Genomic DNA, 12435 nt, shown 5'->3' with positions numbered 1-12435 from the left:
GGCTATCGTCCCCTCAGCAATTTCAGGGTATTGCGGCCGAACATTCGGCTGGAGGCCCGCGGCAATGACGAGGGTCGGTCTGACTGGCCAAATCGTGCTTCCAACCAACGCTGGAAAAAGCCCCACAAGGTGGTGAGCATCAGGAAGTAAATCGCGACCACCAAGTACAACTCGAACACGCGGAACGTCGCCGAGGTGACCATTTGAGTACTGAGCAGCAACTCCTGCACACCAATCACGCTGACCAAGGTGGTGTTCTTGAGCATCACGTTGAACTCGTTACCCAGCGGCGGCACGATGACTCGGAACGCTTGGGGCAATACGATGCGGCGCATCAACTTGGCGAAACCCATGCCCAGAGAGCGCCCGGCTTCATATTGGCCCTTATCGACCGCACCGATACCGGCACGGATGATCTCGGACATGTACGCCCCTTCATTCAGGCCCAGGGCAATGATTGCCGCCTGGATATTGCCGGGAATGACCATGCCAAAGAGGTCGATATCCTCGAAGCGGAAAATCCCGCCCGCCGCCAACGCGGTGTACAGAAACACGATCTGCACCAGCAACGGCGTACCGCGCATCACCCACACATAAAAGCGCACTGGCAGGTGCAACAGTGGGGTTTTCGATAAGCGCAACAGCGCTGCCGCTAAGCCCAACACGCAACCCATCGCCATCGATAGCACGGCAATCAGACACGTCAGCCAGAGCCCAGTGAGGTACACCCCACTGGGTTGCAGCAAGTAGTGCCAAAACACATCCCAATTGAAATTCATCGCCGCAAACCTCAGTCGAGAGTGTCGCTGCTGACATGCCATTTGTTCAGCAACTGCACATAGCTGCCATCACTGCGCATATCGTTGATCACTTGCTGCACGGCGCCAGTCAGTTGCGGATCATCCTTGCGCATGCCCAAGCCGGTGAGGATGCGGCTGAACGCAGGCACACCTTCCTCGAACAACTCAGGCGCCATTGCCGCGTAATAACCGGCGGTTTCAACGGTGGTGCCATACGCATCGACTTGGTTGATGCGCAGGGCCTGAAAAGCATCGGTGTCGGTGTTGTAGACCACCAGTTTCATTGGTGGCTTACCGGCCTTCGTCAGGCTTTCGTTCTGGGTATCGAGAAGAGTCTTGATGGTGGAGCCGTTGAGCACTGCCACCTTGTGCCCGGACAGGTCATCCAAGGTCTTGATAACTTTGGGATTGCCTTTGGGCACAACCACCGACTGACTGGAATACATGTAATTGACGATGTCGATCACCTGCCGCCGTTCGGGTTTGTCGAACAATTGGTCGACAATCATGTCGCACTGCTGGGCGAGCAACGCCGGCACCAACCCGGAGAACGGAATTACTCGCCATTGCACCTGTTTGTCGCCCAGCCGCTTGGCAATTTCCAGCCCCAGATCGACAGTTAACCCACGCGGTTTCTGGGCTTCATCAAAGGACACGAGGGGCGGCGAATCCATCCCCGAGCAGTAGGTGAGTTTGTCGACTTTCTGCAGTCGGTCCGGCACCTGGGGCGCGGCGCTAGTCCATTGACTACAGAGACCGAGGGAGAAAGCCACCAGCAAGGCGCGGCGTTTATGCATGACCAGACACTCCAGTTCGTTGATTAACGGGGGGCAGTACTCAAAGTCAAAACACGACAGCTTTTTTTATTTTTCTGATTGCAGGAATTGGATCAGCTCTGGCACGGTGCCTTCGATGTGCTCGCGCACCACGGCTTCGGCGCGGGCCGCATCGCCGGCGCGAATCGCGTCGAGAATCACCGCATGTTCTTCACGGGCGCTGTGGAGTTTCTCGCCGTGGTGCAACCACAACCGCATGGGTGCCTCGACCAACGAATACAGCGCCGAAATCTGCTTCATCAGGCGCGCTCGGCCGCTGAGGCTGCATAGAAACTCATGAAAGGCACGGTGGCGGCTGACCCACTCGGCGCTGTCGTCGCGATAATCATCCATCTCGTCCAACAAACGCTCTAGAGCAGCCATTTGGCGTTCACCGATACGGCTGACCGCAACGCGCACCGCCAAACCTTCCAGGGCGCTGCGCATTTCAAACACTTCGTGCAATTCATCAATATCCAGGCCGCTGACGATAGCGCCACGGTTGGGGCGCAGCGTCACCAGGCCTTGCGCATCCAGACGGCGAAAGGCCTCGCGCACCGGCATACGGCTCATGCCCAGCTCAGTGGCAATGTCCTCTGCTATTAAGCGATCGCCCTTTCGATAGCGGCCGGTGCAAATAGCGTTGAGCAGAAAGTTGTACGCCTCCTCCTCAGCAGTCTGGGGCTGGCGCTCAACGTACGCGGGGGCAAATTGCATCGGTGGCTCCTTTTGTATTTTTGTATCCAATTATCCATAAATACAAAAATGCAGCGTTCGTGCCAACTGTGTGAATTAAAGGCAAGTGATTGATTTTTAATAAGTTGCCAGAGGGCTGAGGCGGTGCTGGCGAATGCGATACAGCCAACGTGCTACTAAACAGCACACGAGACGCACGATTAAGGGGCAAACCCGCACACAATAACAATCGGGTATTAAGCGCTACATCTGACGGTCTTCAGTCGTGGCGACCTCTGCCAACGTGGCCATGATTGCGCCGTCAACGCCTTCTCCACGTCGCTAGTGACTACGTAGACGACTCTTTTGAAACCCGCTGACCAAACGCCTCCTCCGATAATCAGTTATCCCTGAATAACCCCGAGGCCTTATCCATGACGAGCCCATCCACTGCGCAGGTAAGCCCGCAAACCTTGCGAAAAGTGATCATCGCCGCTGGCATTGGTAACTTCGTGGAATGGTTCGACTTCGCCGTCTACGGCTTTCTCGCCACCACCATCGCCCAACAATTTTTTCCTAGTGGCGACCCCAGCGTCGCATTGCTCAAGACCTTCGCCGTGTTCGCCGTGGCCTTCGCTTTTCGTCCTTTGGGAGGGATCTTCTTCGGCATGCTCGGCGACCGAATCGGTCGCAAGCGCACCCTAGCCATGACGATACTGCTGATGGCCGGTGCCACAACCTTGATCGGCCTGCTCCCCACCTACGCTGCGATCGGTGTCGCGGCGCCAATTCTCTTGTCGCTGATCCGCTGCGCCCAAGGCTTCTCAGCCGGGGGCGAATACGCCGGAGCCTGCGCCTATCTGATGGAACACGCCCCCAACGACAAACGCGCTTGGTACGGCAGCTTCATCCCGGTGTCGACCTTTTCGGCCTTTGCTGCGGCCGCTGTGGTGGCGTACGCACTTGAAGCCTCGTTATCTGCTGAGGCGATGGGCAGTTGGGGCTGGCGTCTGCCATTCCTGATTGCGGCACCCCTGGGCCTGGTGGGGCTTTACCTGCGTTGGAAGCTGGATGAGACGCCCGCGTTTCAGGCTGTGAAACAAGAACACGCGGTCGCCCACTCCCCGCTCAAGGAAACCCTGCGCAACCATGCTGCGGCAATCTGTTGCTTGGGCGCTTTTGTGTCTCTCACGGCGCTGTCGTTTTACATGTTCACCACGTACTTCGCGACCTACCTGCAAGTGGCCGGTGGACTGAGTCGTGCTGCGGCATTGTTGGTGTCGCTGATTGCATTGATATTCGCGGCGGCGATCTGCCCGCTGGCGGGGCTCTATTCGGATCGGGTCGGGCGTCGCGCCACAGTAATGACAGCGTGCGTATTGTTGATGGTCGTGGTGTACCCGTCGTTCCTGATGGCCAGCTCCGGCTCGTTCGCAGCCTCTATCATCGGGGTCATGATGTTGGCCGTTGGCGCCGTTCTGTGTGGTGTGGTCACGGCGGCTTTGCTCTCGGAAGTCTTTCCGACCCGCACGCGGTATACCGCCTCAGCGATCACTTACAACATGGCTTACACCCTATTCGGCGGCACCGCGCCGCTGATGGCAACCTGGTTGATCAGCACCACGGGGAGTAATCTTTCACCTGCGTTTTATCTGATTGTGGTGGCGTTAATGGCATTGGCGGGAGGGATGGCGCTGCCGGAAACGTCGAGGATTTCGCTGCATGACAGTGGTGCTCAGACAAAGACCAGCGTGCGAAGCGTCAAAAAATGCTAGCGCCCCCTACCCCGGTATCTTTAGATTTCTCGGGCTTCATTTCGCGAAAGAACATTTTTCGATAGTCCGACGGTGAGGTCCCCAGTTGTGCGCTGAACTGCTGCCTTAGAGACAAGGACGTACCAAAACCCGCTTCATCGGCAATGCACTCAATGGGTAAGTCAGTGGTTTCCAACAGTTGCTGCGCTCTGGCAACCCTTTGTGCGTTTAACCATCGTGAAACCGTAGTGCCCGCGGCTTCCTTGAAGCGGCGGGTAAAGGTGCGTCTGCTCATTTTTGCCACGTCCGCGAGCGTGTCGAGTGACAACGCTACGTGAAGGTTGGCTTGAGCCCACTCCAGCACCTCAGACAACCGAGTATCAGAAGCCAGTTGTGGCACGGGCTTCTCGACATACTGCGCCTGCCCGCCCTGCCTGAGGGGTGGAGTTACCAGTAACTTGGCCGTGCGGTTTGCTACATCGGCCCCTTGGCCCTGACGAATCAGGTGTAAACAACAGTCGATCGCAGCCACCGTACCGGCCGACGTTATGATGTTTCCGGCACTCACATAGAGCACTTCAGGGCGGAAATGAGCCTTTGGAAAGCGCTGGGAAAACACATCACGGGCGATCCAGTGAGTGGTGGCCTCACGTCCGTCGAGCAAGCCCGCATCCCCCAGCACAAAAGCCCCCAAACACAATCCAACGATCAGTTTTCCTTGGGCGTCAGACTGTTGCAATACCCTGACCAGTTGCTCGGAGGCAGGCTGTAAAGGGTCACTCCAGGCCGGAATAATGATGATGTCGGAGCGCTGCATCAACTCGAGCCCGTGACTCACCTCAATATTCACACCATGGTCGCTGCGCACCATGCCCGGCATTTCAGCGCAGTAACTGACCTCGTAATAAGGCTCGTCAGACGACGACCCCGCACTCCCCAGCACGATGCCAGCAATAGACAGATGAAAAAGACTGACACCGTTGTAAGCAAGTACAGCCACAGAAATAGCACTCATGACAGCCTGACACCTGGGTCATCGTTAATGGCCTGATAGTAACGCTTAATGTCACTCAGGCCACTGTTGCGCATTTCCTTACCCGGCAACAATGGCGTACCGCAGATGAATGATTGCTACACCTCAGTTGATGTTCCATGCCACCTAGCCGGAGAACCCCCATGAAACCTGGTCTTATCGTCGTTGACTTGCAAAACGAGTACCTGCCTACCGGCAAGCTGCCGCTGAGCGGGATTGAAGTCGCCGTTGCCAATGCGGCTCGTGTAATCGCTCATGCGCGCAATAGCAAAATCCCGGTTTTCCATGTCCGTCACGAGTCCGTCGACGAAGATGCCCCGATCTTTGTAAAAGGCTCGGGCGGTGTCGAAATTATTCCTGCTGTAACACCGACGGGCGACGAACCTGTGATTGTAAAAAACCACATCAACTCATTCCGCGACACTGATCTCAAACAGCAACTGGACGCTCACGGAATTGATGAAGTGATCGTGATAGGTGCAATGAGCCATATGTGCATCGACGCCGTGGTACGTGCGGCCGCAGATATGGGTTACCCCGTTACCGTGCTACAAGATGCTTGCGCAACACTCGACTTAACCTTTGCGGGTGTAACCGTGCCGGCGGCACAAGTACACGCAGCAATGATGGCCTCGTTTGAATTTGGCTATGGCACCGTCAAGCCGGTGGACGACTACCTGTCAGCCTGAGGTCATGGCGCAGCCTTGTTGGCTTGGTGACGACAGGTAGCATCAGCGCGCAGGTTGCGCCATTACTAGACAGCCATCGAGTTTCGGCAGGCGGGAGGCTGTATCAAACGCCTTGAAATCAGACACCGGGGGTGCGCATCCATGCGCCCATCGACTTACATGTCGTAACGCAGTACCAAGCCGAATGTGCGCGGTGCGCCCACATCAATGATGTCGCCAATACGGTTGCTGGTGACGTATTGCTTGCCGAAAGCGTTTTTCACGTAGCCCGATACAGCAACGTTTTGGGTGACTTTGTATTCAGTGCTGAAGTTGGTCAGTACGTAGTTGTCACTGCGGCGTACCTTACTGACGTTGCCGTTGTCATCGAACTCGAAATCGGACGGCGCGGTGCTCTGATACGTGAGATCCGTGTTCAAGGTCAAACGGTCATTCCACCGGTAGGTACCGCCCACCGACATTTTGTACTTAGGCGAATAAAGAAACGGCTGGCCGCTGCGATCTAGGCCGTCACGCGTGTTGAAATCCTTATATTTGGCGTCGGTGATTGCACCGCCTATGTTCAGGGTCAACTGCTCGCCAAAATCTTTTTCGACAGTGACTTCTAGGCCCTTGATGTTGCTGCGACCGGCGTTGTAGACAAGGAAGAAATCACCCGATGGGTCAAGCACACTGACCTGCTGATCTTTCCAATCGGTGTAGTACAGGTTGGCACGTGTTCGCAGGGTCTTTTCAAGGAACGAGCCACGGTACGACAGTTCGTAGTTGGTGGTGTATTCCGGGTCGTAAGCCTCATGTCCGCCACCCGCACGCACGTTAACACCGCCACCACGGTAGCCTTTCTGCACCATCAGACCGACGTACTGATCAGGGATAAATTGATAATCAACGCCCAGTTTCGGTAACAAAGCGTGGAACGTTTTCTTCACCTTGCCGGGGCTGGAGAAGTCATCCTGTTTGATATCAGTGTCATTCACTTCGTAGTCGTAGCGCAGACCGGTGATCAGCGTCCAGTCGGGGGCAAAATCCCAGTCAACTTCACCGAATAGCGCGGCGTTGTTAATCGCGACATCGCCCCTGGCGGCGCCCCGTTGCACGTTGTTGAACAATAGGCGGTCGTGGAAACTGTTAGTGGTGCGACCCAAATACATCCCGCCGAAGCTGCGGACGGTGTCGGATTGATAACCCAGACGCAGTTCCTGGCTGAACATGTCACCCGACTGTTTACGGAAAATCTCGTTGTTGACCGTGGCGGTCTGGTCGAAGTCTATGTGCGCGGTGTAGCCCGAGTGGGTGTAGCTGGTCAGGTTGGTCAGCGTCCAAGCATCGTTGAGACGCCAATCGATCTTCGCGATCACGGTGTCTTGGTTGAGGTTGTCATAAGCCTTGGTGTTAGAGGCGATTTTGTAATACTGGACGTCGTCGCCGATGCGGGTGATCGAATTGTCGCCCTGGCGATGTTCGCTGTGCACGTAGGTCAACAGTACATCGGTGTCGTCATTCGGGGTGATCAGCAACTTGCCGCGGTAGTTGCTTGTGCGGTGCGGGTTGGCATCGTCATGGTTGGTGGTGTTGCGGATATAGCCATCGCCGTCTTGGGTGTCGATGGCAATTCGGCCTGCGACCTTTGCGTCTACGATTGCACCACCGCCGGCCACTGCCACGCCTCGCTCACCGTAGTTACCTATGTTGGTTTGGGCGGAGAAGGATGGATAAAAGGTTGGATTCTTGGTCTGGATAACCACTGCACCGGCCAGAGAGTTCCGCCCTTGGGTGGTGGACTGCGGTCCAAGGAAAACTTCGACCTGCTCTGTGTCCCACAGCCCGACAGGGCTCATCGTCAACGCGCGGTTGGGTTGCTGGGCACCGTCGACATACACCGATACAGCACCGTTTAAGGTCGCAGGGCCTTGGTCATCGAAACCGGACACCGGGACACCACGAATGCCCCAGTTTTCGTTCCCGGCTTGGTTGTACACGCCAGGGGTACGAGCAAAGACGTCGATCAGGCTGTGATCGGCTTTGTCACGCAGTTGCTGCTCCGTTACCACGGCTACGCTGGACTGTGTCTGTTCGAGCGTTCGGTTGATTTTTTCACCCGTGACGGTGACCGGCGCAAGCTCCAATGCGCCAGGCTGATCGTCCGCCCATGCGCTGTTCAACAGGCACATGGCAGACCCAACCGCCAACGCAAGTGTATTGATTTTGTAATTCATGCCCCGCCCCCAAACCCGTATTTGTATTTTTATCTGCTGGCAAAGTGCTGCATTCCCACAGCGGAGCGGAGTCTAGGGTAAAAATTACGCAAAGGAAATACTATTGATAATCCATCTCATTAACACCCGATAGACGTTCAGCATCCAACCATTGGGCCGCCCCCTGGCAGGCACCTTCAATGCCCTGTACACCTGGACAATCACTCACGTTAATGAGGTCATCCAGCGCAATCGGCGCTCGATAAGCGAGAAGGTGAAACCTCGTAGAACCTACAGATCGGTGATCATCGTCCCGGCAATAGTCGTGGAAAATTCGGCGCCGATGATCTCACTGACGCTCATCGCCGACCCCCGCGACATAGACCCTGGCACCTGAAGCGCGAGACTCAAAGCCACGGGGTTTGCAACGCGTTGGGCGACGTGCGCCGCCAAGCTGTCGGTGGGGACGACGTCCCAGCCAACACCCGGCAGCAACATCACGTCTGACGCGCCCGCGTCTGGACCCAACTGCTCAGCTAGGCGATAGACATTGATCTCAGCGGTGATGTCCAGGTAATCAACCTTGGCTTCTATACACGCCGCCATCAAGGCGGGCGCTGTGTGAGCAAACGGGCCCGCGAAGTTCAGCAATACACTGATGCCAGACAACGATTGGGCAGCGCCGGAGCCGGCTTCGAACACGCGATAAGGCACTCCCAGTTGCTCAGCGAGTTCGATCAGATGCGGGCGATTGCGACCGGCTATTTCGAAAGGCAAGCCGAACGCCTTCGCCGTTTACGCAGCCATGCGACCGGTATAGCCCGTCGCGCCATAGATCAGAAGTGTGCTCATTGGGCATGCTGCCAGTTTTTGTAGACGAACTCTAAACTGTACCCGTCAGGGTCCAGCACATTGGCTGCGTAGTAATTGGGGGCGTAGTGCAAACGAGCGCCCGGCGGACCTTTATCGATAGCGCCCTGGGCCATCGCAGCGGCATAGGCGGCCTCCACGTCAGCCTTGCTTTGAGCGATAAACCCTACGTGCACGGCTTGCCCCTGGACGACGCCCTCGCGCAACCAAAAGAACATTCGGCCATTGGCGCCAAAACCCTTTAGATCCGGATGCCCAGGGGGGCCGTCCTTGCCGTCATAGTCCAACCGGGCGGTAATGCCAAGCGGCTCAAGAGCTTCCTCGTAGAAACGGATAGAGCGTGCAATGTCGCTGACTGACAGAAAAATATGGTCCAGCATGGTGATGTTCCTCAGTTGTTCAGATGATGTAGCCGCCAGCGACTTCAATGCTTTGTGCATTGATCCAGGCGCCCTCTTGCGACAGCAGCATGCTAATGACCCTTGCTACGTCTTCGGGCTCGCCCACTCGACCCAACGCCGTCTGCCCAGCTAACAGGGCTTCGAACTCATCATTGAGCCCACCCCCCAACTCGGTACGAATCGCCCCCGGTGAAACCGCATTGGCCCTGATGCGGCGCTCACCAAACTCCTTGGCCATGTAACGCGTGAGCACTTCCAGGCCACCTTTGAAGGCGGCATAAGGCGCAACCCCCGCAGTCGCCACACGCGTAGTGGCGCTGGTGAGGTTAACGATGCTCGCGTGCTCTTCAAGCAATGGCAGCAAGGCCTGAGTCAGAAAAAATGGCCCTTTGAGGTGGACGTTGAAAAGGCCATCGAACTGCGCTTCGCTGACTAACTCCAGTGGGCTGAACAGACCGTACCCAGCGTTGTTGACCAAGCCCGAGAGCGAGCTTGTGCCCCAGGTGTCTTGAAGGACAGTGACGACAGTCTTGCGAAATGCCTCGAAGCTGGCGACGTTTGCAACGTCGAGTTTGAGCGCTACAGCTTTGCCGCCTGCTTGCTCAATGCGCTGTACAACGCCTTCCGCGGCATCGGGATGAGTGTTGTAAGTGAGGATGACCCCCATGCCACGCCGAGCAACATGCTCTGCTGCACTGGCGCCTATGCCACGACTCCCACCGGTAATGACGATCACGCTCATGACTAAGCTCCACGGCTCGTTGAAAGAGACTCCACAGTAAGGGGCCCCGCCATCACGAACACAGCCGTTCCTACTCTAAACCTGCCTGTTTCTGCTTTTTGCTTGCGCTGGGCGCCATAGCCGCGTCAGCATGCCCACCATGAACAGCCAATTGATAGAACTGCGCGCCCTCGCCTCCAAAGCCGAAAACCGTCGCACAGAAACGGGTATTCCGCGCGTCGCCATGGTTCAGGGAAAAATCCCTGAGCACTTACTCGCGGCAGTCTACGACCCGATGATCAACCTGATTTTGCAAGGCAGCAAAACCATGTCCGTGGGCGATCGCACGTTGCGGTATGACCCAGCGACGTATTTCGTCATGTCCATTGAACTTCCGGCAGTGGGAGCTGTGCACCCTGCTCCCACAGGCGAGCCCTACCTAGCAGTCAGCCTGACGCTTGACCCGATCGTGTTGTCCACGCTGTTAGCCGACCTGCCAAAACCTGTTAATCGTCACGATAGTGAGCCGGGCTTTTCAGTGTCTGCCACCACCCCCGAGTTGATGGACGCCTGGGTGCGGATGTTGCGATTGATGGGCAAACCTGACGACATCACGGCCTTGGCCTCCGTTTATGAGCGTGAAATTCTGTTCCGCGTGTTGCAAGGGCCACACGGCTGGATGCTAAGGGACATTGCAGTGCCAGATACCGCGATGGCCAGAGTGAATCAAGCCATCCAATGGATACGTCAGTATTTTGCCGAGCCCATCAGAGTGGAAAGCCTCGCTCAGAAAGCAGCCATGAGCGTCTCTGCGTTTCACCGTCACTTCAAAGCGGTCACGACATTAAGCCCGCTGCAATATCAAAAGCGCGTGCGCTTGCTGCAAGCGCGAATGCTCATGGTCGCCAATGCGAAAAGTGTCACGGCCGCGGCTTTCGAAGTGGGTTATGAAAGTGCAACGCAATTCAGTCGCGACTATGCGCGCGTATTTGGATTACCCCCCGCCAAAGACACGGGGAGAATACTGGCGGCCATGACACGCTAACCCTGCGCCCTTTAGGTCGGGGGTATGCTCATTAAGAAACACGGTAATCCCCCCTGAAAATAAGCCTGAATGCTTGCTCAATGTCCCGCAAACAGAGTCAACAGCTGAGTATCAAGCAAACACTCTGCCTCCATGTCAAACGGAAGTACCCATAACCTTAGGCCACCGCCAAAATCGAATGGGGGTAGTGCTTGTTGAAACTCCGCGCGGCGGGGATAGATTAAGACTAGCTCGCCACGCCCTTGCAGGTATTTCTGACCATAAGCAAATAATTGATAGAAATCAGTTTGGGATAATCCGTATTTCTTGTCGCGATCTGCCGCACTCAGGCGCTTCCATTTCGTGTCTAGCACCCAACTTTGCCCCCCCTTGCGCACCAGTAAGTCCGGTTCAAGGCGAAATATTCGCCCATCCTGGTGTTCGCATAAATATTCACTGGCCGCTTGAGCGGTGAGCTTCGCCTCTGCGGGCAATGAGCGGCGTACCCAAGCATCAACATAGCGCTCGAACAGTTTTTCCATTGGGAACAATAGGCTAATACCCCGCCACTCGCCCGCCACGGCAATTGGCATCTGCTGGTTAAGAATTAACTCACACCACGATTTAATCGGCTGGTAATGGGCCATCAACCGATCAGTACGCCAGGCCCGAAAGTCGTCACGCACCGATTGGCTGCCTGACACCTCGTGCAATACACCACGGAGTTCATGGCTCAATCGCCAGTTAGCGGGATCCTGGGTGGTATGGCACACACGCTCAAGGGCCAATTTGAGCAATCGATTCTCCGCTCGATCTGCGACAAAAATGTCATGGCGCACGTGAAAGAAATGCTGGCGCGACGGTGGCTGACGCATCTGCGCGACCACGTTAAGTTGCCCCCGCAGATAGCGCTGCTCTTCTTCGACCCGCTGATAATCAAAACGCATGCCGCGTTTGATCAGATGATCTAACGCGCCGAGAAATTGTCCCATCACCCATTCGGACAAAGGTGCGTCGTAAACCTCAAGAGCCGTAGGACTCACTTCGCGAGGCTTCAAGTTGAGTGATCGCTGGATCAGTCGTCGCAGCAGCGCTCGGCTTTTGACCTCACAGTCACCACTGTCAAAGTGTTTAGGCAAAATTTCCAAACACGTGCCACAAGGTGTTTCCAGCACACCAACATAGCTATCAAGCTTGAGCCAGCGACGCCCCTCCACTTGAACCAAAGCCGCGCCTGCCCGACTAAATGACGCACTTTGTTGACATAACCAGTCAAACGCACTGGCGGATACTTGAGCCCGATCAAGTGTGGGTTCCACAGCATCCACCGTAAGCCGCGCATACTCGCGTACCGTGATTAGTGTCCTCACGCGTTACCGGCCTCAATGGCCTTCATCACTTTGCGCCCCAGTGCACGGGTGTTGTATTCAGAGCCCTCACTTGTGGTCAAGGGTAATC

11 protein-coding genes and 1 pseudogene are annotated in these 12435 nt (G+C 56.1%); 3 read left to right on the top strand and 9 right to left on the bottom strand.

All coding sequences use genetic code 11. The features are described from left to right. Window positions 1–2: 2 nt before the first annotated feature. The 3 genes from B347_RS0112690 to B347_RS0112680 form a co-directional block, all read right to left on the bottom strand. Window positions 3–779, bottom strand: coding sequence for an amino acid ABC transporter permease (locus B347_RS0112690; RefSeq protein ID WP_019410076.1), 777 nt, complete (start codon window positions 777–779; stop codon window positions 3–5). An 11-nt stretch (window positions 780–790) separates the two neighbouring features. Beyond that, window positions 791–1597: an ABC transporter substrate-binding protein gene (locus tag B347_RS0112685; RefSeq protein ID WP_019410075.1), complete on the bottom strand. Its 807-nt coding sequence runs from the start codon at window positions 1595–1597 to the stop codon at window positions 791–793. 66 nt (window positions 1598–1663) lie between these two features. Beyond that, on the bottom strand, window positions 1664–2332 hold the full coding sequence (locus tag B347_RS0112680; RefSeq protein WP_019410074.1) for a GntR family transcriptional regulator: 669 nt from the start codon (window positions 2330–2332) through the stop codon (window positions 1664–1666). Window positions 2333–2724: 392 nt separating this feature from the next. Between B347_RS0112680 and B347_RS0112675 the strand changes: the two genes are divergently transcribed. Next, complete coding sequence (locus B347_RS0112675; RefSeq protein ID WP_019410073.1) at window positions 2725–4065, top strand: MFS transporter; 1341 nt, start codon at window positions 2725–2727, stop codon at window positions 4063–4065. Here B347_RS0112675 and B347_RS24970 read toward each other — a convergent pair. Then, a complete protein-coding gene (locus B347_RS24970) occupies window positions 4052–5059 on the bottom strand; it encodes a GlxA family transcriptional regulator (RefSeq protein WP_019410072.1) in 1008 nt (335 codons plus the stop codon). The two genes, B347_RS0112675 and B347_RS24970, sit on opposite strands and share 14 nt — an antisense overlap. A 161-nt stretch (window positions 5060–5220) precedes the next feature. Between B347_RS24970 and B347_RS0112665 the strand changes: the two genes are divergently transcribed. Next, window positions 5221–5766 (top strand): cysteine hydrolase family protein, encoded by a 546-nt coding sequence (locus tag B347_RS0112665; protein WP_019410071.1) that lies wholly within the window; start codon window positions 5221–5223, stop codon window positions 5764–5766. Window positions 5767–5921: 155 nt separating this feature from the next. Here the strand turns inward: B347_RS0112665 and B347_RS0112660 are convergent, their stop codons facing one another. From B347_RS0112660 to B347_RS0112645, 4 genes and pseudogenes are all read right to left on the bottom strand, one after another. After that, a complete protein-coding gene (locus B347_RS0112660; protein ID WP_019410070.1) occupies window positions 5922–7982 on the bottom strand; it encodes a TonB-dependent receptor in 2061 nt (686 codons plus the stop codon). 282 nt (window positions 7983–8264) lie between these two features. Beyond that, window positions 8265–8813: pseudogene (locus B347_RS25450) on the bottom strand (saccharopine dehydrogenase NADP-binding domain-containing protein); the annotation flags it as partial. Further along, entirely contained in the window at window positions 8810–9211 is a 402-nt protein-coding gene (locus B347_RS0112650) for a VOC family protein (protein WP_019410068.1), read from the bottom strand. The pseudogene B347_RS25450 and the gene B347_RS0112650, both read right to left, overlap by 4 nt. Before the next feature lie 19 nt (window positions 9212–9230). Next, complete coding sequence (locus B347_RS0112645; RefSeq protein WP_019410067.1) at window positions 9231–9974, bottom strand: SDR family NAD(P)-dependent oxidoreductase; 744 nt, start codon at window positions 9972–9974, stop codon at window positions 9231–9233. Between the two features lie 139 nt (window positions 9975–10113). Between B347_RS0112645 and B347_RS0112640 the strand changes: the two genes are divergently transcribed. Next, window positions 10114–10998, top strand: coding sequence for an AraC family transcriptional regulator (locus tag B347_RS0112640; protein ID WP_019410066.1), 885 nt, complete (start codon window positions 10114–10116; stop codon window positions 10996–10998). A gap of 77 nt (window positions 10999–11075) precedes the next feature. On the opposite strand, the gene B347_RS0112635 is transcribed toward B347_RS0112640, so the two are convergent. Further along, entirely contained in the window at window positions 11076–12347 is a 1272-nt protein-coding gene (locus tag B347_RS0112635) for an McrC family protein (protein ID WP_026014151.1), read from the bottom strand. Window positions 12348–12435: the final 88 nt, after the last annotated feature.

Source organism: Pseudomonas psychrophila HA-4, from assembly GCF_000282975.1.
Lineage (GTDB): Bacteria > Pseudomonadota > Gammaproteobacteria > Pseudomonadales > Pseudomonadaceae > Aquipseudomonas > Aquipseudomonas psychrophila_A.
The sequence above is the reverse complement of the archived record's forward strand: the minus strand, read 5'-3'. Positions and strand labels throughout refer to the sequence as shown.

What these genes read in the sequence shown, in the direction of transcription:
- B347_RS24970 (WP_019410072.1), bottom strand. Translation starts at nt 5,059, where the DNA reads ATGAGTGCTATTTCTGTGGCTGTACTTGCTTACAACGGTGTCAGTCTT.
- B347_RS0112645 (WP_019410067.1), bottom strand. Translation starts at nt 9,974, where the DNA reads ATGAGCGTGATCGTCATTACCGGTGGGAGTCGTGGCATAGGCGCCAGT.
- B347_RS0112675 (WP_019410073.1), top strand. Translation starts at nt 2,725, where the DNA reads ATGACGAGCCCATCCACTGCGCAGGTAAGCCCGCAAACCTTGCGAAAA.
- B347_RS0112660 (WP_019410070.1), bottom strand. Translation starts at nt 7,982, where the DNA reads ATGAATTACAAAATCAATACACTTGCGTTGGCGGTTGGGTCTGCCATG.
- B347_RS0112690 (WP_019410076.1), bottom strand. Translation starts at nt 779, where the DNA reads ATGAATTTCAATTGGGATGTGTTTTGGCACTACTTGCTGCAACCCAGT.
- B347_RS0112685 (WP_019410075.1), bottom strand. Translation starts at nt 1,597, where the DNA reads ATGCATAAACGCCGCGCCTTGCTGGTGGCTTTCTCCCTCGGTCTCTGT.
- B347_RS0112650 (WP_019410068.1), bottom strand. Translation starts at nt 9,211, where the DNA reads ATGCTGGACCATATTTTTCTGTCAGTCAGCGACATTGCACGCTCTATC.
- B347_RS0112665 (WP_019410071.1), top strand. Translation starts at nt 5,221, where the DNA reads ATGAAACCTGGTCTTATCGTCGTTGACTTGCAAAACGAGTACCTGCCT.
- B347_RS0112680 (WP_019410074.1), bottom strand. Translation starts at nt 2,332, where the DNA reads ATGCAATTTGCCCCCGCGTACGTTGAGCGCCAGCCCCAGACTGCTGAG.
- B347_RS0112640 (WP_019410066.1), top strand. Translation starts at nt 10,114, where the DNA reads ATGAACAGCCAATTGATAGAACTGCGCGCCCTCGCCTCCAAAGCCGAA.